At 63.0% G+C, this 22,625-nt stretch carries 16 protein-coding genes and 1 pseudogene; 6 read left to right on the top strand and 11 right to left on the bottom strand.

Annotated features, from left to right (window positions below):
* Nucleotides 1-529 precede the first annotated feature (529 nt).
* From M7H19_RS17160 to M7H19_RS17140, 5 genes are read right to left on the bottom strand one after another with little or no spacing between them, the layout of a single operon-like run.
* On the bottom strand, nucleotides 530-1,177 hold the full coding sequence (locus M7H19_RS17160) for an HAD family hydrolase (RefSeq protein ID WP_282772554.1): 648 nt from the start codon (nucleotides 1,175-1,177) through the stop codon (nucleotides 530-532).
* Complete coding sequence (locus tag M7H19_RS17155; protein ID WP_363321379.1) at nucleotides 1,174-2,430, bottom strand: MFS transporter; 1,257 nt, start codon at nucleotides 2,428-2,430, stop codon at nucleotides 1,174-1,176. The genes M7H19_RS17160 and M7H19_RS17155 overlap by 4 nt, the downstream gene beginning before the upstream one ends.
* Complete coding sequence (locus M7H19_RS17150; RefSeq protein ID WP_282772558.1) at nucleotides 2,414-3,661, bottom strand: ATP-grasp domain-containing protein; 1,248 nt, start codon at nucleotides 3,659-3,661, stop codon at nucleotides 2,414-2,416. The genes M7H19_RS17155 and M7H19_RS17150 overlap by 17 nt, the downstream gene beginning before the upstream one ends.
* Nucleotides 3,658-4,788, bottom strand: a complete 1,131-nt coding sequence (locus M7H19_RS17145; protein ID WP_298182669.1) for a hypothetical protein — start codon at nucleotides 4,786-4,788, stop codon at nucleotides 3,658-3,660. The genes M7H19_RS17150 and M7H19_RS17145 overlap by 4 nt, the downstream gene beginning before the upstream one ends.
* Before the next feature lie 26 nt (nucleotides 4,789-4,814).
* Entirely contained in the window at nucleotides 4,815-5,678 is an 864-nt protein-coding gene (locus M7H19_RS17140; protein WP_282772639.1) for an L-tyrosine/L-tryptophan isonitrile synthase family protein, read from the bottom strand.
* A 789-nt stretch (nucleotides 5,679-6,467) separates the two neighbouring features.
* On the opposite strand from M7H19_RS17140, the pseudogene M7H19_RS17135 reads away from it, so the two are divergent.
* Both M7H19_RS17135 and M7H19_RS17130 read left to right on the top strand, forming a co-directional pair.
* Nucleotides 6,468-6,593: pseudogene (locus M7H19_RS17135) on the top strand (IS5/IS1182 family transposase); the annotation flags it as partial.
* Nucleotides 6,594-6,734: 141 nt separating this feature from the next.
* On the top strand, nucleotides 6,735-7,658 hold the full coding sequence (locus M7H19_RS17130; protein WP_298182667.1) for a transposase family protein: 924 nt from the start codon (nucleotides 6,735-6,737) through the stop codon (nucleotides 7,656-7,658).
* Nucleotides 7,659-8,856: 1,198 nt separating this feature from the next.
* Here M7H19_RS17130 and M7H19_RS17125 read toward each other — a convergent pair.
* Complete coding sequence (locus M7H19_RS17125) at nucleotides 8,857-9,102, bottom strand: zinc finger protein (protein WP_037312701.1); 246 nt, start codon at nucleotides 9,100-9,102, stop codon at nucleotides 8,857-8,859.
* Between the two features lie 112 nt (nucleotides 9,103-9,214).
* On the opposite strand from M7H19_RS17125, the gene M7H19_RS17120 reads away from it, so the two are divergent.
* Entirely contained in the window at nucleotides 9,215-9,976 is a 762-nt protein-coding gene (locus tag M7H19_RS17120) for a GntR family transcriptional regulator (RefSeq protein WP_298182665.1), read from the top strand.
* 485 nt (nucleotides 9,977-10,461) lie between these two features.
* Here the strand turns inward: M7H19_RS17120 and M7H19_RS17115 are convergent, their stop codons facing one another.
* The 5 genes from M7H19_RS17115 to cynS all read right to left on the bottom strand — a co-directional run bounded on the left by M7H19_RS17115 (nucleotide 10,462) and on the right by cynS (nucleotide 14,069).
* Nucleotides 10,462-11,316 (bottom strand): EspA/EspE family type VII secretion system effector, encoded by an 855-nt coding sequence (locus M7H19_RS17115; protein WP_015785759.1) that lies wholly within the window; start codon nucleotides 11,314-11,316, stop codon nucleotides 10,462-10,464.
* Nucleotides 11,313-11,663, bottom strand: coding sequence for a type VII secretion target (locus tag M7H19_RS17110; protein ID WP_015785760.1), 351 nt, complete (start codon nucleotides 11,661-11,663; stop codon nucleotides 11,313-11,315). The genes M7H19_RS17115 and M7H19_RS17110 overlap by 4 nt, the downstream gene beginning before the upstream one ends.
* A gap of 13 nt (nucleotides 11,664-11,676) precedes the next feature.
* Nucleotides 11,677-12,201 carry a YbaB/EbfC family nucleoid-associated protein gene (locus M7H19_RS17105; protein WP_282772566.1) on the bottom strand — a complete coding sequence of 175 codons (525 nt, stop codon included), beginning with the start codon at nucleotides 12,199-12,201 and terminating at the stop codon, nucleotides 11,677-11,679.
* A 77-nt stretch (nucleotides 12,202-12,278) separates the two neighbouring features.
* Complete coding sequence (locus M7H19_RS17100) at nucleotides 12,279-13,112, bottom strand: hypothetical protein (protein WP_298182660.1); 834 nt, start codon at nucleotides 13,110-13,112, stop codon at nucleotides 12,279-12,281.
* Nucleotides 13,113-13,619: 507 nt separating this feature from the next.
* Nucleotides 13,620-14,069, bottom strand: coding sequence for a cyanase (gene cynS / locus M7H19_RS17095; RefSeq protein ID WP_037311579.1), 450 nt, complete (start codon nucleotides 14,067-14,069; stop codon nucleotides 13,620-13,622).
* A gap of 507 nt (nucleotides 14,070-14,576) precedes the next feature.
* Between cynS and M7H19_RS17090 the strand changes: the two genes are divergently transcribed.
* From M7H19_RS17090 to M7H19_RS17080, 3 genes are all read left to right on the top strand, one after another.
* Nucleotides 14,577-16,850, top strand: a complete 2,274-nt coding sequence (locus tag M7H19_RS17090; RefSeq protein WP_282772571.1) for a catalase — start codon at nucleotides 14,577-14,579, stop codon at nucleotides 16,848-16,850.
* Nucleotides 16,851-17,092: 242 nt separating this feature from the next.
* Nucleotides 17,093-19,948, top strand: a complete 2,856-nt coding sequence (locus M7H19_RS17085; protein ID WP_015785766.1) for a penicillin acylase family protein — start codon at nucleotides 17,093-17,095, stop codon at nucleotides 19,946-19,948.
* Between the two features lie 724 nt (nucleotides 19,949-20,672).
* The gene (locus M7H19_RS17080) at nucleotides 20,673-22,331 is read left to right on the top strand and encodes an FAD-binding protein (RefSeq protein ID WP_298182679.1); all 1,659 of its coding nucleotides are present in this window, start codon (nucleotides 20,673-20,675) and stop codon (nucleotides 22,329-22,331) included.
* Nucleotides 22,332-22,625 lie beyond the last annotated feature (294 nt).

Raw genomic sequence — 22,625 nt, 5'->3', positions numbered from 1 at the left:
GTGTATGCCGCGTGGGTTGCTGCGGCGGATAGGAAAGCTGCGGAGATCCTTGGATCGAGGATGCCAAAGCGTCAGGTGTGAAACTTCTTGGAGTCAACCATTTGTTCTTATTGTCGTGAGTGGTGGGTGTTGATGTTGTGTCATCGCGAAGCTCTTTTCTTCAGTCAGCGAAGGTGTCACTTCTAAGGAACCATTGAATATGGAGTTGAAGATTCGACTAGGGAAATGCAAGGCTGTTAGAGAACGGAGATAGCAAGCAATGAGAGGCAGGTATCCAGTACTTACTAGGGTTGCCCTCCTGCAATATTAACCGGGAATTAAACAAAGAATCTCAAAATGCACGAATCTCCGCTGTCGCAGAGGAATAAATCAAGAGTAGCTCCATAGGTGCTGATGAGAGCGCGGGCACGGCTTCTCGGCGCCAATCAGTTCTCATCGTTAATCAGGGCCATGCCCGCGCCACTCGGCCGCCCGTCGAGTTGATATAATTATCGCAGCGCAAGCCGAAACAGCGACGACCGCAGCCCATTCACTCTAGCAATTCAACCAGATCATCAATCACCCATGCAGCGCCTGCATCGAGCAAGGCCTTGCGGGTAGCGCCGCCCGTCGTTACGCCGACGAAGGGCATCCGAGCTGCTGAAGCCGCTTGGGCGTCCCAAACGCTATCGCCCACTACGATGCACCGGCCATGGGGAGATGGCAAAATAAGACGTGCAGCAGTGTGCAACAGATCTGGATGCGGCTTTGCCTGTTGGACATCGTCCCGAGATGCTAAGCACCATTTGTCTAGCAGCAAGCATTGCGCCAGCAAATATTCGGCCTCTTTACGTGTGGCTGAAGTTGCAATGGCCCATGGATGTTTCTTGGCTTCAAAAACCCGAAGGATATTGACTGCGCCTAATAAAGGGCGAGCTTTGGGAAGATGATATTTCAGCTCATGTCGATACTTTTTTTCAATAACTTGCTCGTCGAGGTCTACCTGATGTGCGGCTGCTACATCTGCGACAACCCGGCTGACACTAGCACCAACCAGCCGTGCAGCCTTCGGCGCGGGGAGCTCTACACCATGTGAAGCCAGCGCCGCCGACCATGCCTCAGCGCGCAAGGACACGGTGTCGACTAACGTCCCATCTAGATCGAAGATTACAGCGTCAGCCTCTCTGAACAGTCTCAACGGGACAACCTCCATCTGCTACGCCTAAGCGCCCTTACCACAGGGAAAAAGAGCAGTGCTAGCGTTGTGGGAATTGCTATGGCTTCGATGCCACCCAAGGCGACCGCCAGGCCAGACCCGAGCGACCCGACAACCGCGGCGATATCCATGAGCACGTCAACGGTGCCTTGTGCGGTCGCTCGTTCGTCCACCAACACCGAATCGACTAAGAGAGCGGCACCAGCAAGAATTCCGCCAGACCATGCTAGGCCAATTAGAAAAAGACTTAGCACCATGACCGGGAGCGAGTGACTAAAGGGAAGCAAGATCATGGTAGCCGCTGCCATCAGTAGAGTTGATGCCATCAGAGCTTTCTTTGATCCCACTCTGCTGACCACTGATCCAACAGCAGGACTGAATAGGTACATCCCGGCAAGATGGACACTGATGACCAGATTGCTTTCGGAGTAGCTACCCCCATGCTCCATGATTGCGAGAGGACTGGCCGCCATGATGGTGACCATCGCTCCGTGTGCGATAACTACTGAAAAACACGCGTAGATCGCATCGGAACGTTTAAAAATACTGTTAAGAGAACTTCCTTTTGTTTGGGAGGATTTGGTGCCGCTGTCAGCGGGTTCTTCTTGCTTTTGCAGCGTCCGAGCGAGTATGAGCGGGTCGGGTTGAAGTGCGAAGAACATTGCTACAGCAACGGAAGTGAAGGCTATAGCCGCTGTGCCAAATGACCAGATGAGAGAAGTTCGTAGATCCTCAGTTCCTCCTGAGATAAACGTGCCGATTTGCGGTCCGATGAAGGATCCAACAGCCGTGAAAAACATTACGAGCGAAGCGTCGCGTGCGCGACGCTCGGGGATTGCGAGATCCATGGCTGCGTATCTCGCCGAATAACTTGCAGAGGACCCGAATCCAAAGATGAGCAGCCCCAGAATGAGCAGAAGCAGTAAGTCTGCCCATAGCGCCAAACACACCACGGCTGCGCCTAGGGCTGCGAGTGCGAAAGCTGTTGTGAGCGCCGGCCGTCTGCCGCTGGTGTGTGAAACCCTTGCGACTAGCAGTGCTCCCACGGTGGTTCCCACTAGCAGAAGTGTCTGGCCGAGTCCACCGAGTTTCTCCGAGGCGACGGCCACGACCGCGAGTCCGGCTGATGCCACTCCGATCGATGTTCCGACGCCAGATATCAGTTGCACAGCGGCGAGTCTTCGGACAATGCGCCGTTGAATTGGCGCTGCTGAGCGCTCAGCAAGCGGTGGCATTAGCTTCTGCCATGTTCGCAAAAAGGGAGTCAGGATCGTCGCAGCACGCCTCCCACTGGCGCAACGTTTCAATATCATCGGCGACTTTCTCTGTTGGGCCTGCCAAGTACACGTAACCTGGCGATGATGGGAGATCCACGGTCCGCTTTAAACTACTCTTATTGAGATGCATACCAACAACCGATGATAAGTGGCTAATCCGCTCGTTGGCGGTCGGCGTGAAATAACCCTTCTCATATGGGAATATAAGGTTCTTGATTGCAAGATCCTGATGGATTGATCCTTGCAACTGAGGGGCGGGCAGTTCTCCAGCGCAAAGCAAGTTGACCAGCGCTGTAAACTGCGAAGCACCAAAAAAACTTTCGGTGACCTGCGGCAGCATCCCTCCAGATAGGCGCGCACCGAAGTCGATAAGTACCGGGCCTCGTTCTGTGACAAACAACTCCAAGTGAGCTGCCCCGTATCGCACTCCAACTGTATCTAAGATGAGCTTTACATACTCAATCAACTCTTCATTCACTGACTCTATAGGAACTGCGTGTTCAACGTCGTACACGGGCCTGTTGTCAATTATCCTCTTATTGTGACGCCAAATCTCGCAAATAAAGTGACTTCCATTCTTGGAAACTGTGTTTACGGCAAATTCTACACCTTCTAAAAACTCCTGAATGACGACCATACCGTTGGTTCGCTCTCCAAACAAGTTTGTGTCCGCAAGAGCGTCAGTAATGGCCAGATCTACAGCCTGCCTCGTCGAACAGCGTCGGACGCGGTCCGACCCTGCGCTGCGTGCCGGCTTCACGATGAGTGGTAGGCAGAGATGGGCTTCTTCTATCATCTGTACCGCCAAGGCGGCCGAGGTGACGACTACAGAGCGCGGAGTCGCCACGTTCGCATCGCGCAAAGTTTTGTGCAGCTCAGCTTTATCCCTCCGCACAATACTGGTCCGAGGGTCATTACCGTCGAGATTCAGTGTCGACGCCAAGTAGTCTGCCAGTTCGACACCGGTTTCAGAACCTGCAACGACTGAATCAGCGCTCCATTCTTTCAATTCCATCAGAACTGTTGAGTTATTTTGCCAAACCTGTGAGTGTGGGTCGATTTGTTCTTCCGCAAAGTAATCGCTTGGTTGTTTACTCATAATGTGGCGCACTTCTACGCCTCGTTCCCGCAGTGCTTCGGGGAGGTATCGCCCAGTCGTAAAGGCATCCACAACTATTGTGCGTTTCATTGTTTCCAAATCTCCGCAATTAATTGCTCTAGGGCCGCATCCTGTTCTGCGACTTTTGTCCGCGAGGGGCCGCATATAAGGGCTCGAACAAAAGTCTGTTCGCCGATGTAGCCTGCGTAAACGAAAACGTATTCGCCAAGCATGTCTTTAAATCGTTTCCATGCCTTCGTTTGAGTGGCATAGGGAGGCATCCGAAGTCCCTTGCTTAGAATAACGGGGAAGTCTGGCACGGAGCCTCTGGCCTGAAGGAGAAGGGGGATCGTAGAGTAATTTAGCCGGCAATTGAGATCGAAAGCCACGCCGCCATATGGCTCTGCCTCGCATACGTCGACTCCGATGAAGCCGACGTAGCCACAGCGCGCGGCCGATGCAGCAGCGCGTCGGCCAACATCAATGAGATGTGAGCTGGCCTGGACGGAGGAACCGAGCCAATTCCCTTGATGCTGACCCCCTGGAGCTACTATTTGTTCCGCAGCTCCTAGGTAGTGGATCTGACTGTTCTCTGTGACGGCGAAACTTAGGCAATACGAGATATCGAAGTTCAGCCACTGTTCGACAACTATCCGTTCACAACTAGCGAAATCGCAAAGTGCCTTTCGAAAGGCATCGTAAGTATGACACAGTCTCACGCCCTCAGCGGCACCGAGCGACACGTCGCTCGATGCTTTTACGGCGACGGGGAAGTTCTTTATCTTAGCGACCGCTTCTTCAATTTGTAATAATCGCCGTTGTGGAGAATTCTCGAGCCCGACGTGCTCTGCGAGATTGGCTTTGTCATTTAATTCTATGAGGCGATCTCGGTTGAACCAATATTGACGAGGGGGAATCTCTTGAACTGGGCAGGCATGCTGCAATACCAATGATCCTGCTGGAAGTTGTGCCATTAATTTGAGGTGTTCGGCACGGTTCTGATAGCGTCGGAAGTTGCATGTCGGTGCTAGTCCAGATGCCCTGATAGCGTCGATTATATCGGGTTCGACGGCGCTTTTGTGAACAAGTAGAGGAGTCTCGCCTGCGATGGTGACCACGCCGCCACTTTGCCCATCCAATAGTGCGGTGTTCAACGGAACAAAACCATTGGAGCGATAGGGCTCTCGCATTGACATGGTCCAGTCAGAGCGGAACACGTCGGAGAGAGTAACGATATTCATCGTTAGATCTGCTCGTAGAAGAATGGAGTGTATTCGCCCGCTAGGTATACACCGCGGAAACCTTGCGGGTTAGCCCACACGTGAGCTTCATAAACGGAATTGACGTGTCCATCAGGTAGTAAAATTCCAACCCCGTGCCAAGGAGCGATATGAACTGATGGATGCGTGAGCCTTGGTGCATACTGACCCGGCTTTGGGTGTACGGTGCCTCGTACCGCTGTCGGGAACCGCTCTGAGATGAGTCGCATCTCTTTGATTACGGTGAGGAAGACCATGTACTCGAAGGCTGTTTCGCGCGCGCGATCCGCTGCCGCGGACGACATCCGGCGGACGAGGGAAACAATTTCATTGTCGGAGTACTTGTCGGAGTACTTGGCAAGTTCGACAGCAGCGGCATTCACTGAGTACGTGTTGCTTCCTAGGCGCATCGTGTGTAAAAGTTCTTCTCTGAGTGCGAAGGACGGATCACGCCAGTTATGGACCAATCGTGCTTCTACCTTCGGCTTCAGTGCGTCGAACTCGGGACGTCGCGCGGCGACCATATCGGCTAGGTCTATCATGCTTATGACTGACGACAAGCCAGCGGACGAGACTAGTCCAGCCAGATAATCGGGATAGGCGGCGTCGGCCTCAGGGGTGTACCCATAGAAGGGATCGTACGCTTTTCCGTCAAGAATGATTGTGAAATGAACTCCAGGCGGATAAATGTATTTTACTGCCTTGTCGATCCTGGCCAGCAGTGCGAATGCGTACAGTTCGCTAATATCGGGCTCCATGCGCAGATGAGTGATAGGGCTTGACGGACGGCCAGGGAAGGAGGGAATGACTATTTCCAAGGGCCGATCATAGGCAACAGCGTCCCGGATTTTGTTTACTACATCCCCTGAGCTAGGCGATAGGTGCTCCGGTGCTCCTTTGAAGAAGAGTTGATCCGCAAGTACTCGCAGTACTGCGTCAGCCCTGTCTTCGTGGGGCGTGATGAGGTCGCAGGTACTTCGGCCAGCAATGCTTCAGTAAACGCCCGCGTATCGAAGTTCTTGATTATGCGCCCCTGTACAGGTGTCCAATGATGACTGGCCTCGATGAGCGCGTCGATGCGTGATTCGGTGTCAGATGGTGTGTAAGAAATGTGCGAGTACTGGCTTGCAGGTTCAGTTGACACAAGATCTCCTTTTTTATCGCTTTTAGATCATATGTTCTACATTAAATGTGACACATCGAAAAGCTGAATGAGGCTTCGCCTTGTTGCTACACGTGTAGCTGCAGCTTTAAGGGAATTGAATCACCTCGGCGTGATGCTGGTTGAAAGTGGCGCACAATAGGATGTGCGGCACAGGAGGATGTTATAACTATGAATAGTTCTGCCGTTTCTTAAGTGTCTTAAGTATCCATTTAAAGGTAGTGAGTAGGTCGCCCCTTGGTCTATGGGGTTGTGGTTGGGGTCACTTTTTCTATACTGCTTCATTCAGGTGTTAGCGCGGAATTGTATGAGTCTAAAACATTGGTTTCGGAGACTGAAATTTGTATGGAAAAAGCAGGTAGGCAGGGGATCCCCCGCTAGTGCGGAAGCGCTTTGCTGGCAGGGCTCGGGCCGCGACCGAGCTACAGCGGGCGGCTGATGCGTCCGGCGAGTTGGACTGGACGGTCAGCGTGGATCCATCGTGGTGCGTGCCTACCAGTACGCCGCCAGAGTGAAGGGGCTTCCACAAGCCCTCGGCCGTTCGCTAGGAGGACTGAGCACCAAAATTCATCTCGCCGTCGACGGAAGCGGCCAGCCGCTTAATCTTTTTCTCACACTCGGATCAAGCCAATGATGCACCACAGTGCGTACCGCTGCTGGAGATTAACGACCTCGTGCGTAGTTGTGGATCTGGTGAGATGGTTTTGGTGTGGATCGTGTGGGCTTGTTGTCTCAGCGTCGGGTGATCGGGTTGTCGGCCGAGGTGATTGGTAATCTGGTGGCCGAGCTTGGCCCGGTATGGCAGGCGCGGCGGGAGGCTCGATTGTCCGCGCGGGCGTGGCAGCGCGCGCTCGGGGCGGGTGCCAAGTACCGACTCGTGTTTGTGGATCGGCTGTGGGCGACGTTGGTGCACCTGCGTCAGGTCACGACGCACGATGTGTTGGCGGCATGGTTCGAGGTCGATGGTTCCACGATCACTCGGGCCATCGGCGAGACCCGGCCCCTTTTGGTCGAGCGCGGCTGCCGGATCGGCCAGGGACAGCGGTTGTCCACGTTGGCCGAGATTATCGACCATCTCGGCGCCAGCGGGCAGGACGCGATCCTGGATGCCACCGCGATTCGAGTCCGCCGACCGGCTGCAGGGAGGATCGATCGGGACTGGTTCACCTGGGGAAAGAGCAAGTGGAATGCCGTGAAAGCCCTGGTGTTCACTGGCCGAGAGGGGCGGATGTTGTTCTGCGGAGCGGTGCGGCCGGGCAGTTGTGCTGATATCACCCACGCTCGGCAGTCTGGATTGGTTGACCTGCTCCGTCACGGCCCCCGCGTCTCGATTCTGGCCGATGTCAGCTGCCAGGGACTCAGGCTCCCACACCGATGGGTAGATCATCACTCCGCCACACCGGAAGTTCCGGAAGAACCCGCCATCTTGGTACGAGCAGTACTACACCCGGCAACGGAAAGCCCATGTCAGCAGGCGAATCCGGGTCGAACACGGCATCGCACCCCAGAAACTGGGAAGCCCTGGCCCGCCACCACGGTCGCCGAGAACTCCTCGACGACACCATCCGCGCCGTCGCGGCCTCATAATCCCTTGGCCGCGGGTTCGAGTCCCGCCCGGCCCACTCGTCTGATCTCGAATCGCAACCACCGACGAGATCACGCGTGATCGCTCGTCCATGGACAGCGCGTTGACGTGTCCGGCTGAACCGGCTGGACGCTGCGGCCATTCGATCAACTGGGGCGGTGGTCGGTCCGTTCCGGAGTTTCGAGTCAGCACTTGCGTGTGGCACTCGCTGCTCGAGTCATCGAAGGCTGTGTTAGAAGCTTGGCGTCCATGGTTTTTGTCCATGAACTCGTGCCGTTCACTGTTCTTCAGGCCTGACGGGTGATTTCGTGACCTCATGATCCTTTGGCCACGTGTTCGGGTCCGCCCGGATCACTGTCGACCTTCCAGCTGCGCCAACGGTCAATGCGGAGCGCTTTGCTCTTCCTGCTATTACCCTGGACGGTAGTTGGGCTGGTTTCTGCTTGCCGTTGGGAAGCGACCGTGTTTGCATGCTCGTGTTCTGGTGTCCCGGCAGGGTATCGGGTGAGGTCAAGCCGAGCGCGGGCACTGCACGCGATGGTGACGTTCTCGCCCTCGCTCTCGCGGCGTAGTGGGAGCTTCGGGTGCCGGTCGAGCTCGAACCTGGCGTGCTTGTTCGACAGGCTGGGGCGCAGGTATGGGTTTGCCGCAGCCACATCCACGTCGACACGTCGCTGGGCGGGCTTGTGGACATAGTTCCGCTGCAGGCTCAGGGCCGGACCCGACACCTAACCGGCCAGTCCGCATTCCGCTCGGGGACCGATATCCAGTGCCTTCGCCCCGTAATCGCGATCCGACATGAGATGGGCCCCGACATGAGACGGGCACTGTCCTTCGGCTGCGGATGTGCGTCCGTCAAGGGGGGCGTGGTGTTGGCTTTTCCGGGCCCACGGATCTCGCTGGCAATATCACCGGGACGAATTCGTTGACGTCCTGACACAGATTCATACCTAGGTGGGCGCAGTGGCCCGTGGTGATTTCTGTTGGTCATGGGGAAGGAACGCGCGTCTTCTGTGGTGATGGCGTGGCCCGGAGGTCGCAGTGCCCGCTCACGCAGGCCAGTGGTCTACATGAGCTGCTGGAGTGTCCTTTGAGGAGGGCGTGCGGCGATGGTGTGGTCGGATCGGCCCAGGCGATGAGGCGCCAGTCGTCATCGACCAGGGACAGGTCGGCAGCGACGGATGGCCGATCGGCAACGCGGGGAAGTGCAGCGGTTGTCGAGTGCCACAGCTGTGTGGGGTTCGTCGTCGAGAGGATCCAGTCGCTGACGGGCAGACGATCACTGTGTGTCCGTCTGCCCGGGGGCATCGGGTATCTCGTTCGCCGGGAAGTCGAGTCGGATGCGGATTTCCCGATCGCACTGCCAGCAGGTGGGATCGAGCCAGACTCCGACCATGTCGTCTGCCTTCGGGGTAACGGTCGCGCCGCACAGAACCGGTAGTGCCCGTGCTGCGGCTGGATGGTGATGCTCGGTGTCGTAGGCGTGTCGTTTGCCGTCCGCCTGTTGCCAGAGGTAGCGCTGCACCATGCCCCCAACTGGTAATGTCATCTGTGCCAGTTGGTGCGGTGGCGGACCGAGGGGCGGGGGTCAAGACGTGATCTGGTCATGACAACCGACCCCGGGGAGAATCGATCGAATGGTGGACAAGACAAGCGGTGTCCCCGTGCACCGACAGGTCGCAGCGGACTTGAGGGAGCGCATCACCGCGGGCGAGTACGCGCCTGGCGACAAGCTGCCCAGTGAGCGAGCCATGATCGAAACCTATGGTGTTTCGCGGCTCACCATTCGCGAAGCACTCGGCATCCTTCGCGCTGAAGGAGTTGTTGTCACCGAGCACGGGCGCGGAGTGTTCGTGCGTCCACCCGCATCCATCCAGCGTCTGTCGCGATCCCGGTTGTCGCGGGCGGCGCGCGCGGAGAACAAGGGCGCCTTCCTCGCCGACGCGGCCGCGCAGGGCTTCACGCCCAGCAGTTCGGTGCGCGTGCGGTTCGAGCCGGCCGACGAGCGTGCCGCCGGTCATCTCGGAATCCAGCCGGGAGATGAGGTGACCGTGCGGGATCGCGTGATGCGGGCCGACGGGCTCGTGGTGCAACTCGCCGTTTCCCGCCTGCCGCGCACGTTCACGCGCGGCACCGCGATCGAAGAGGTCGACACCGGCCCTGGCGGAGCGTACGCGCGACTGGAGGAAGCCGGACACACCATCGGCCACTACGCCGAGCACGTCGGCTCCCGCATGCCCACACCCGAGGAGGCATCAGCACTTCAGCTCGGTCAAGGCATCCCGGTCATCACCGTGACGCGGGTGGCCTACCGGGAGGACGGCACACCACTGGAGATGAACGACATGGTCCTCCCCGCCGACCGGTACGAACTGACCTACGAATGGGCCGCTGAGTAGGTCCGGCATCGCGCGATCACGACACGGACGCGAGGCCGGTAGCCGTCAGGTCCAGTGGCAACCACCGTTGTCCACGGCAGAATGCCGCTTACGGTACGGCCTGCGACGAGCGGAAGCCGGTCCGTGCCACCGAAAGCCGGACGGGGCTCACCGGTGGACGGGGGGTTCACGTCGGTGTCGAGGCGGTTCCGGGTAATCGGCAAAGGTATTCCGCCATTCCGATGTGCTCGGACAGAAGAGCCGGATAGGGGTCTGATGCGCACTGGCGCGTACTCCCGAACCGTTCAGAAAGGACGGTTGCCGACCGAACGGCTTCAGCCACTGTGGGCGATTGTCGCGGGAAACGATCGGGACGGTGTTCCGATCGACACCCCCGATTCAGGATCGACCCGACAGCTCGACGATCAGCGGGCTTTCGTTCGGGAGGCCTGCGGTCGGGACGGGCGTTCCCGCGCCGGCCCGACCGTTTCGAATCAGCACCGTGGCTACACGACCGTCGGCGCCGTCTGTTGGCTGTCGGACCAGGCGTCGAGCGCGCGGATGAGGCCGTCGAACAGGTCACGGAGCACGGTCAGCCAGGTGATGGCGTCCGTCATCGCCTTCCCCAGCGCTGTCAGCAGCTTGCCCACCTTGCTCACCACGCGGGAGATCGCGGTCGTGGCCTGGGCGGCCACGGCGGGGGCGGCCGTGCCCAGCGAACACAGCAGTTCGATGGTCCAGCTCACCAGGGAGCCCGCGATGCTGGCGAGCAGATCCCGCACCGCCGTGCGGACACCGTTGACGACCTCGGCCATCCCCACGGTCAGACCGGCGATGCCGTGCGCCGCGCCCGCCGCGTTGTTGTACACGGCGGAGAGTTCCTCCGCCTTCGCGCGGTAGGCCTCAGCGGCACCGCCCAGCCAGTTCTGCGTCTCCGCCGGAGCCGCGCTCTTGACCTCCTCGGCGAGCTCGGTCATCTCCTTCTCGATGTTGGTCCACGACTCCGCGTAGGCCTTCACCATGTCCGGGTTGCCCGCGAGCTTGTCGAGCGCCTCCCGCGCAGGCTCGATGTGTTCGAGCATCCACGAGATCACCTGGCCCGCGACGAAGCCGATCGGGTCCGTGACGGCGGCGGCGGTGTCGAGCCCCACCCCGACCAGGCCACTGACCGACAACGCCCAATCGCCCCGGTCGATGCCTTCGGCGATCGCCCACCCGGCCTCGAACGGCGTGATCCCGGTCATGAACCCGGTGCCGTCCCGGCTCGGGATTTCCATCTTCGTGAACGGGTCGCCGTCCTTACGGTCCTCGGCGTAGAAGTTGTCCGGGTCGGTGTTGTCCACGACCAACGGGTTGTTCACCGGGCCCCGCCCCCGTGCACGAAGTTCCCGGACGCCTCGACGTCACGGCCGATCCGGTTGAGCCGTTCGACGATGAACTCTTCGAGCCGTTCGTAGGCGTTCGCCGCCTCGTCCAGGGCCCGTGCCAGGTTTTGAGTCACTTTCTGGGTCTTCGCCAAGGCCTCGGCACCTCGGTTCTGCGGTTCCCGCACCATCGAACCGAACGGCTGGCACAACACGCCGTACGCTTCGTCGAGACCGGCCAGGTGCGAGCCGGCGTCCGCGGCCGTGCCAGCCCTCTGCGAGAACGACTCCATCGTCTTCGCGTGGCTGCGGAGTTCCTCCAGCACCACTTGGAAGTCGGCCATCAGCGTCCTTTCTCTAACGCCGCAGGATGGACCCGCCACCCAGATCGTCGTCTTCGTCCTCGAGTGGACGTGGCCGAGGCCGTCGCGGTTCCGGTTTCCGTTCAGCCGATTCGTCTTCGAGTCGACCGATCGACAATTCGCGCAGGGACGGATCGTCCCCGTCCTCGTCGACCGGGTCGGGGAAGCGTTCGGCGTACTGGTTGACGATGTTGTTACCGGCGGGGTCGTCGCCGACCGTCTCGTGCACGAGGGTGGCCACCTGCTCACGCAGCTTGGCCTGCGCCTGCCGCAGACAACTCATGATCGTGGCGGACACCATGGCCGGGTCCATCCCTTTTGTCCGCTCCGACAGCTCCAGATCGGTCAACACGCCGTTCGCGTCGACGGTGACCGTCACCTCACCACCCGCCGAGCGCTCCGTGACGCCGACCGAGCCGAGGCGCTGGTGTAGCGCGGAATAGCGCTGTGCCTTCTGTTGCAGGTTCTCCGCGAATTGCTGCAGTTGCTCACCGGCCTTGATGGGGTCCTGGCCCAGCATCACTGCTCCCTCACGATCCGTGGTTGCGCAGCGAATTTAGCAGCCGGGTCAGGACGTCGGCGGCGGATAGGGCGGCATCACAAAGGCGGTGTCGCGCGCCAGGTCGAAACGCGTACGGAGAGCAACCGGGCGAACACATGCGGTTCGTCCACAGGTAACAGCACGGTTCGGGAGGGAGTGTGCAGGAGCACGGCGGGTCCGGGCGTGGCCTGCACCGCGGAACCGTCGGACAGCATCAGCCACGGAACCGGTCCGGCCGCCTCGGGCAGCACGGTGGGCTGGACGTCGCGTAGTTCGGAGAAGAGGAGTCGGTCGTGGCCGACGGCTCGGTGCCGACGCGCCGTCCACTCGAGGCCGGTCCTGCCGATCGACACCGAACCGGACACGAGTCCGGTGTCGCGAAGCCGTGCTCGAACCGCGACGGTGAACGGTGTCGCGCCCAGTTCCGGGGAGACGGGGGTCAACAACGTGCTCATGGCTCGGCGGGCGAAGGACACGGCGAGTGTCACCGCCGCCAACGCGAGGACGAGGACCACGGTCGCGACGGCGGCCCCGGCCCCACCCGAACCGGCGGCGACACCGACGACCGGGAACACGCCGAGCAACAATTGGGCCCCACCGGTGAAGAACGCCGCCCGCACCCACCGCGGTGGTTCATGCACCAATCCGCGGACACCGACGAGCGCGATCACGGCGGGGAGTATCGAGCCCGCCATCGGTGGGATCAGCCACGCCGTGAAACCGTCCGTGGCGCCGGTGAGCACGGCCGCGAGTACGCACAGCACGACGATCGCCCACGGGCAGCCGGCCAGTGCCGTCAGGAGCAGGCCGCGCGCCCGGTCCCACCGGGGTTGGAGCAGTGCGGCCGTCTGCGGATCGGCGACCCCGGGCATCGTGGTCGGAACGAGCATGCCCGAAACCTAACAGCGGCGACGAGCGGGAAACAGGCCGTGGCGGTGGGGTGGGGTCCCGAGCACCGACCGACGAGTGGCGTGCCCGGCGGAGCCGTTCTCGCTCGCCGAAGGCACCGTCCGCGCCGCGATGAATCCGCCCCACTCGGGCAGAAGACCTGCTGGTCCTTCATGGACAGTCCATGACGGCCACCGCGGCACGCCGGGTGGTGTGGAGCGGGATGTCCGTCGCGTCGTCGAAGACGCCGATCGAGTCAGCGCTCGTGCGCGTGCCGGACCGTTCGTCACGGACGACTCCACGCGGTGCCGTGGAAGCCCGGTGTGGGGAGGGGGAAACCACGCCCGGCGAACACCCCGGCGGTGTCGCTTGCGCATCCGGACCACGACAGGAGGCGGGGTAGGACCGAGGACGGGAGACCATGACGCCCCGACGACCTCCGGTACCGAGGTCGTCGGGGCGTCACCTCACGGTGCCCGCACCGCGGGTCGATCGAACCCGGGACCGGATCACCAGCGGTAGTCGAGGAACTTCCCGTCGAAGGTCACGACCACGCGGTCGCCGTCCGGGTCCTCACGGCGGGAGACGTCGACGCGGAAGTTGATGGCGCTCATGATGCCGTCGCCGAACTTCTCGTGGATCAGTTCCTTCAGCGCGGGCCCGTAGACCTTCAGGGCCTCGACGAAACGGTAGATCGTCGGGTCGGACAGCACCTCGGGGTCGCTGCCGCGCATGGGTTGGCGCTGCAGGCTTTCCGCCACCGAGGAGTCCAGATCGAGCAACCGGCACACCCGATCGGCCTGCTCCTGGGTCATCGGGTGCTGACCGAGCAACGCCGCTGTCGTCCATACGACCGGAGCGCCGATCTCCTCGGCGATCGCCTCCCACGTCAGTCCCTTGCGGATGCGGGCGGCCACGACGAGCTCGGCGGCCTCGGACTTGCTCAGGATCGGGGTCATACCGTCCTCCTTCCAAAACAGGCGCACCCTGATTGTGGATGTCGCATGCGTGCCGTCGCAGCGGGAGGCCTCGTGGAGGGCCGGGCCACGACGGGAGCCGGACCCGCGGGGCAGGGACCGTGACCGGGGTGGGTTCGAGAAAGCCACGAGGGTGTTCAGTCGCGGCGCGACCGCTGTGAAGGGCGGCCGGGTTCGGCGGTTCCCCGGAGGAGGAGCGCCGCCGTGTCGGTCTCCCACGAATCCCTCCTCTCACGAATCCCGCCGACTGCGACCACGCGGACTCGCTGGTCGCCGAGTGTCATGCCCCGGTTTCTTTGAGTGTCACGGGCCGACCGGGGCGGGAGCCGCAGTGCCGGTGACACGGCCCGAGCGGGTGCCTGCGCAAAGGGCGCGGATTCACCGTGTTCCCGCTTATCCGTCCTGCCGACGGGGTAGAGGGACGTCGTGGCGGTCGTGCCACGGGGGTCGACGACGCCCGAAACGCGCAGGCACGTGGGAGGAGTCACCGTGGACGAGTCCAACCCGATCTGGTCAGTGGTCAGCAGGATCGTCGACAGGGTGCGGGAAGGGGACGAATCCACCGAGACCATCCCGGGGCAGCCGGCCGGCCAGTCGCCGGCGTTGGAGGAACCGACCGAACCCCGGGACCCCCTTCACCCGAAGCCCGACCAAGCCGCCCCGGAGCTGCGCACGGCCACGGGCAGGCCGGTGGACGGCTCCGCGCAGGACAGGGCGCAGGACGGCGCACACCTGACCAGCGCACAGGGGGTTCGGCTGTCCGACTCCGATCACTCGCTCAAGGCGGGACCCCGTGGGCCGGTGCTGTTGCAGGACCACCACCTGCGGGAAAAGCTCATGCACTTCGACCACGAGCGGATCCCCGAACGCGTGGTGCACGCGCGGGGAGCGGCGGCCCACGGCGTGTTCGTCAGCTACGGGACGGCCGCCAACGTCACGAAGGCGGCGTTCCTCCAGGAGAGTGTCGAGACGCCGACCTTCACCCGGTTCTCCACGGTGATCGGGTCCCGGGGTTCGGCGGACACCGTTCGGGACACCCGTGGTTTCGCCACCAAGTTCTACACCTCCGAAGGCGTGTACGACCTGGTCGCCAACAACATCCCGGTGTTCTTCATCCAGGACGCGATCAAGTTCCCCGACCTCGTCCATGCCGCCAAACCGCATCCGGATCGGGAGATCCCCCAGGCCCAGAGCGCGCACGACACCTTCTGGGACTTCGTCTCCCTGCACACCGAGGCGATGCACCACACGATCTGGGTCATGTCCGACCGGGGCATCCCGCGCTCCTACCGGACCATGGAGGGCTTCGGCGTCCACACCTGGCGGCTGGTCAACGCCCATGGCGAGACGACGTTGGCGAAGTTCCTGTGGAAACCCAAACTGGGCGTGCATTCCCTGGTGTGGGAGGAGGCGCAGATCTGCAACGGCGTGGACCCCGATTTCCACCGCCGTGATCTGGCCGATGCGATCGAGGCCGGCATCTATCCGGAATGGGAGCTGTGCATCCAGACCTTTCCGGACACGCCCGAGCAGACGTTCGAGGGCATCGACCTGTTGGACCCCACCAAGCTCGTCCCCGAGGAGTTGGCGCCGGCTCAGCCGGTCGGGCTGCTCACCCTCAACCGCAACCCGACCAACTACTTCGCCGAAACAGAGCAGGTCGCCTTCCACGCCGGACACCTGGTGCCCGGCATCGACGTCACCGACGATCCACTGCTGGCCGGGCGGCTGTTCTCCTACCTCGACACCCAGCTCCTGCGGCTCGGCGGGCCCAACTTCGCGCAACTGCCGATCAACCGCCCCCACGCGCCCATCAACGACATGCTGCGGGACGGCATGCACCAGACGGCCGTGCACACCGGTGTCGCCCCCTACAAACCCAACTCCCTGGACGGTGGGTGTCCCTTCTTCGCCGGTGTTCCCGAAGGCGGATACGTCGAGGTCCCCGCGCCGGTCGCGGCCGCGCAGAAGGTACGCGAGGCACCCGAGTCGTTCGCCGATCACTTCACCCAGCCGCGGATGTTCTGGTTGAGTCTGTCACCGGTCGAACGTGAGCACACCATCGACGGCTTCGTCTTCGAACTCGGCAAGTGCTACGAGCAGGCGGTCAAGGAACGCACGCTGCGGGCACTCGCCGAGATCGACCCCTATCTGTGCGAGAGGGTGGCGGAGGGACTCGGACTGCCCGCGCCCGAGCCTGCTCGGGAGCTCCCGGATGTGCCGCCGAGTCCGGCGTTGTCCCAGGTGGGGAGCATATGGCCCGTCAAGGGGCGGGTGGTCGGCATCGTCGCCGACGACAGCGCCGACCTCGACGAGGTCCGATTCCTGCGGAGTGCGATCTTCAACGGCGACATGGTGCCGCTGATCATCGCGCCCACCGGAGGTGAACTCGGGGCCGACACCGACGATCCCCTCACCGTGCAACGCAGTTTCGTCACCGGACGGTCCGTCGAGCTCGATGCGTTGATCCTGGTCTCGGCACCCACCCCGGGCGGGGACGCTTTCGCCACCCGCGACGCCAAGGCGTGGAGCGGTGCCGACGCGTCCGTCGACCCGCGCGTGGAACTCATGCTCACCGAGGCGTATCGACACGCCAAACCGTTGGGTGCCTTAACCGCCGCCCGGTCCGCGTTCGACAGTGCGAGGATCCCCACGAGAGCGCCGGGAGTCGTCATCGACGACGACGTCGAAGCGCTTTTCCGGGGGGTCGTCGATCTGCTCCATCAACACCGGATCTGGGAACGGTTCCCGGCCCACGCCTAGGTCGGTTCCCCGGGATGGCCGTGTCGTGCGCGGTGCGAGGGAGATCCCTGCCTGTGCGACCGGGGGGATTGGAAGGTGATCGACTGGCGTGGCACGCGGACCCCTTCGACCGTTCGGGAACCGGGTGATGCCGAAGCTCGCTCGCGGATGTGGTCCACTCGGCTGGACCGAACATGAAAGCCTTTCATTGCCGGTGCGCTGCGATTAGGATCTTCCGTCAACGATCAACGGAAGGACTCGCAATGTCGCGACTTTCGCGCACTGTGGCCGTGTTCGCCGTCGCGGCCGTGGTCGGTACCGGCTTGACCGCACCTCCCGCGAGTGCACGCCACGCGCCCCTGCCCGAGCCGGCCCCGGACTACTGCGGCGAGCAGTGTCACGACATCCTGCCGCCCGGCCAGAGCGGCAACGCCACCTTCATCGAGCTCATCGGCCACCTGCTGTTCGGCACCCTGCCGAAACACTCCGGGGATCAACTCGACGCCTACGACGAACTCGCCGCCCGGTATTCGAGCCTGACCACCGACACCATCGACGAGTTCTTCAACGACCATTCGTTCGGCGTTCCCGCGGACCAGGTCGAGCGGAGTTACCGGCCGCGCGAGGACGTCACCATCGTCCGCGACAAATCCACCGGGGCTCCCCACATCACCGGCACCACCCGGTCCGGGACCATGTTCGGCGCCGGATACGCCGCCGCCGAGGACAAGCTCTTCCTCATGGACGTGATGCGCCGGGCCGGGCGGGGGACGGTCTCCTCGTTCGCCGGGGGCGCACCCGCGAACCGTGCGCTGGAGCAGCAGTTCTTCGCCGCCGCGCCGTACACCGAGGAGGAACTGCAACAACAGCTCGACGACGTCGCCCGCAAGGGCGAACGCGGCGCCCAGGCGATCGAGGACCTCGAGTCCTATGTGGAAGGGATCAACGCCTACATCGAGAAGGCGCACCGGGGACGTTACTTCCCCGGTGAGTACGTCGCCACCGGACACATCGACGCGATCACGAACAAGGGGCGTATCGAGCCGTTCAAACCGACCGACATCGTCGTGCTCGCCGCGTTGATCGGTGCCCAGTTCGGCGGTGGCGGTGGTAACGAGGTGCAGAACGCCATCGCCCGCCTGGAACTGCACGAACGATTCGGCGTCGAACGTGGAGAGGAGATCTGGAGGGTCTTCCGCGCCGAGAACGACCCCGAGGCCATCAGCACCATCCACGACGGACAGGTCTTCCCGTACGGCAACGCGCCCGAGGACCCGGAGGGCGTCGTGTGGCCGGACCGGGGCTCGGTGATCGAACAGCAACTCGTGTTCGACCCGACCGGATCGGCCGCCGAGCGCGTCGACACGGCCGCGAAGAACGCCGCGCCGAGGAGGCACGACGTGCCACGGCCGGACTCGGACGATCAGACCGAGGTACTGCGCGGGATCTTCGACGACGGTGTCCTGCCCGAGAGTCTGGGCCGGGCTCGGGGCATGTCCAACGCGTTGGTCGTGTCGGGCGCCCACACCGACAGCGGACACCCGGTCGCAGTGTTCGGACCCCAGACCGGCTACTTCGCACCCCAACTGCTCACCCTCCAGGAGTTGCAGGGGCCGGGGATCTCGTCGAAGGGCGCGTCGTTCGCGGGCCTGAGCTTCTACACCCTGCTCGGTCGCGGCCAGGACTACGCCTGGAGCGCCACCACGGCGGGTCAGGACATCATCGACACCTACACCGTGGAACTGTGTGAACCGGACGGTGGCCCGGCCACCATCCACTCGTCGTCCTACCTGTTCCGCGGCGAATGCGTGCCGATGCGCACGGTGGAACGACACAACGAGTGGGAACCCAACCTCGGTGACTCGACCCCGAAGGGTTCGTACCGGTTGGTGTCGTTCCGCACCCACTACGGTCCGGTGACCCACCGCGGCACCGTCGACGGCAAGCCCGTGGCGTTCACGACGGTGCGGTCGACGTTCCTGCACGAGATCGATTCGATCATCGGGTTCCAGAAGTTCAACGATCCCGAGGCCATCACCTCGGCGGAGGACTTCCAGCGCGCCGCCCACGACATCAACTTCACGTTCAACTGGTTCTACGTCGACGCCGACGACGCCGCGTACTTCAACTCCGGGGCGAACGTCGTGCGCCCGCCACAGGTCGATCCGAGCATGCCGATCGCCTCGGACCCCGCCTACGAGTGGGAGGGCTGGAACCCGGACGACAACACCGCGCGGTACATGTCGTTCGAGGAACATCCCCATTCGATCAACCAGGACTACTACATCAGTTGGAACAACAAGCAGGCACCGGGAACGGCGGGCGCACTGCCGGAGAAGGGCGCCGTGCACCGCGGGGACCTGCTGGACCACCGGATCGCCGAACGTCTGGAGGCCGGTGACACGTTCGACCGGGTCAGTCTGACCCAGGTCATGGCCGAGGCCGGGGTCACCGACCTGCGTGCCGAACGGGTCCTGCCCGATCTGCTGCGGCTGATCGACACCGAGCCCGTCGACGACCCCGAACTGGCCGCGCGCGTCGACGAGTTGCGGGAGTGGTCGGAGGACGGCGGTCGGCGGGTGGAGACCGAACGCGGCAGCCACGTCTACGAGCACGCGTCGGCGATCCAGCTGATGGACGCGTGGTGGCCGCTGCTGGTGCGGGGCATGTTCGAACCGGAGCTGGGCACCCCGGCCTACCAGGCGTTGACCGATGTGCTGCGCATCAACGAGTCGCCCTCCGGTTGGCAGAACGGGGAGCCGGGACTGCAGTCCGGCCAGGGGCACCAGGGCTCGGCGTTCCAGCACGGCTGGTTCGGACAGGTGTCCAAGGACGTTCGGGTGGCGCTCGGTGACGATGTGCCCGGCGGGCTCGACGAGTCGCTGTGCGGAGGAGGCGACGCGTCGGCGTGCCGCCAGGTGCTGCTGGACACGTTGGCCGAGGCGGCCGTGACCCCGGCGGAGGAGGTCTACCCGGGTGATGCGGAGTGCGAGGCCGGTGACCAGTGGTGCGCCGACGCCATCGTGCACTCCAAGATCGGCGGCATCGGCCACAAGAAGGTGACCTGGCAGAACCGCCCGACCTACCAGCAGGTCGTGGAGTTCCCCTCCCGCCGCTGACGAAGCTCGACAGGCCCATCGCGGTGTTCTCGACCAGAGCACCGCGATGGGGGTTTTCGGGCGGCTGGGGACACCCCTGTTCTGGTCCGACCACAAAGGACATACGTGCTGTCCGGGGTGTATACGGCGCGGGTGACCGCGTGGAACCGAATACGGCATGGACGTCCGGTTGGGTCCTCCCAGCCGGGCGTTCTGCGTTGCTCACTCCTTCCCGGGCGCTTTTCCGGGATCGCAGATCGTGTGGTGGGGTTTCCTCGTGCGTCGACGGTGCACGACGGGGCCGGCCACGCGCGTGAGTGGTGAATTCGAGCGGTCACAGCGCGTGGGTGATCACCGTCGGGAGCGACCCGGCCGATCCACGCCTTCGGCTGTGCGACACCTTCTGGTTTCGCGAACGACGTCGGATCCGGGTTTGATCGTCGAACGGCGCGGGGAACGGATAACCAAGGACGAGGCTCCCGCGAACCACGTCGCTTTGGTCACGCATCGCACACGACCCGGGCGCAAGCGGTCGCACATGCAGGGGCAACAGAGAAGCTACTCGTACGGAGGGGATCGTGACGAGCGCTCCGACCCAGCACACCGGTTCCATCGGGACCGTGTCACAGAAGGGAATTCCGGACGAGGTCGACGTCGCGGTCGTCGGCTCCGGCGGGGCAGGGCTGATGGCGGCACTCAGTGCGGCCAAGCAGGGAGCACGGGTCCTCGTCGTGGAGTCCAGCCGATCGTCGGTGGCGCCACCGGCATCTCCGCGGGGGCGGCGTGGGTCCCCAACCACGGCTTCTCGACCGAACAGCTCCAGGTGGACGACGACCTGGACAAAGCCCGCCGCTACATCTACGGCGAAGGCCGGTACAAGATCCTCGACCACGAGATCGTGGAGAAGTTCCTGGAAACGGGTCCACACGTCGCCCGGTTCATCGAAGAACACACGTCCTTCGGGTGGGTCCCGGCGATCTGGCCGGACTACCGGTCCGACATCGACGGCGCGTCGGTCGGCCGGGCCCTGTTCCCCGGCCCTTTCGCCCCCGAGAAACTGGGGGAGGCCCGTCAGTACGTGCGACCGGCCTTGCAGACCGGCATGGCCAGGAACCCACTTCCGTTCTGGATGCTGGCCGGGCTGGACAGTAAGGACGTCTGGATGGCCGGGCCGGCCCTGGTCGGCGCGCTTTTGGAAGGGTGCCTGAACAACGGCGTCGATGTGCGGATCGAAGCGCCCGCGGCCCGGCTCCTCACGGAGGACTCCGGGGCGGTGCGGGGCGTCGTCGTGCGGACGAACGGCGCCGAGAAGACCGCGCGCGCCGCCAAAGGAGTGGTGCTGGCAAGCGGCGGCTTCGAAAGCTCGGACGACGTCACCAAGACCTATCTCCACGCGCCGTTCAAGGCGCAGGTCTCCCCGAAGGGACATGAGGGGATCGCGGTGCAGCTGGCCAAGGAAGTGGGCGCCGACCTGACCTCCATGCAGGACGCCTGGTGGATGCCCGCGGTGCAACTGCCCGGCGAAACGCTGGAAGGCCGCCCACTCGCGCGAGTGTTCCTGGGGGAGCGTTCCCTGCCACACAGCATCATGGTGAACAGCAAGGGCGAGCGTTTCGCGAACGAGGCCCTGCCCTACGACCAACTCGGCAAGATCATGCGGGAGGTCGACCCGAAGACGGGCACCATGCCGAACGCCACGGCATGGCTCATCTTCGACCACAACTACTGGACCAAGTTCGGGATCTTCGGCATCCCGCCCGGTGGGGAGGTTCCCGAGTACATCCACCGTGCCGACACCCTGGCGGGGTTGGCGGCCCAGATCGGCGTCGACGAAGTGGGACTGTTGCGGACCGTCGACCAGTTCAACCCCGAAGCCCGAAAAGGTCGCGACCCGTGGTTCGGCCGAGGGGAGACATTGTTCGACCGGTACTTCGGTGCCTACCACCCGTGGTTGGGCAAGAACTCCCCCGACGCACGATTTCCGGGACTCACCGCGAAGGCTCGGGCGGGCATCGCGGCGGCGCTCGGGCCGGTCGTGACCAAGGCCGCGGAAGCCGCGGCGAAGAAGAACGACCCGGAACGTCTCCGGTCGGTCATCGTCGGACCCCTGGCCAAGATCACGCGTCCGATCCTGGAAAGCCCGCAGTCCAGCGTCCTCGGTCCCATCGACACCTCGCCGTACTACGCGCTCAAGGTGGAGGCCAGCGCGCTCGGCACGGTGGGCGGCCCGAAGACCGACGCCCACGGACGCGCACTGAACACCGAAGGCAAGCCCATCCCCGGCCTGTACGCCGCAGGCAACACGGGAGGCGCGCCCACGAAGGGCTTCTACGGAGGTGCGGGAGGGGCGATCTCGCTGGGACTGGTGTTCGGCTACCTGGCGGGACGCGAAGCGGCCCGGTAGGTGGGCGGTCGGCGCTCAGCCCTGACCGTGGGCAAGGCACAAGGGGTATCCGTCGGTATCGCCACTGACGATCCGTCTCGTTCAAGACGTTCCCGATCTTTCGGACGTGCTCTGCACACGGCCGGCGGGTACATACCTGTCACGTTCGGTAGGCGATTGTGCGTGCACCAGCCGAAGCGGCGACGATCCCGGCGACCCCGATGGGATGGAGCTGTACGACACCGAGGTCGGCAGGCGCATCGGGATGGAGAATCCCGACGTGGGCCTTGACGAACCGGTTGTGCTCATCGAGCG

Origin of the sequence: Saccharomonospora sp. (genome assembly GCF_027317685.1) — a bacterium.
GTDB lineage: Bacteria > Actinomycetota > Actinomycetes > Mycobacteriales > Pseudonocardiaceae > Saccharomonospora.
The sequence above is the reverse complement of the archived record's forward strand: the minus strand, read 5'-3'. Positions and strand labels throughout refer to the sequence as shown.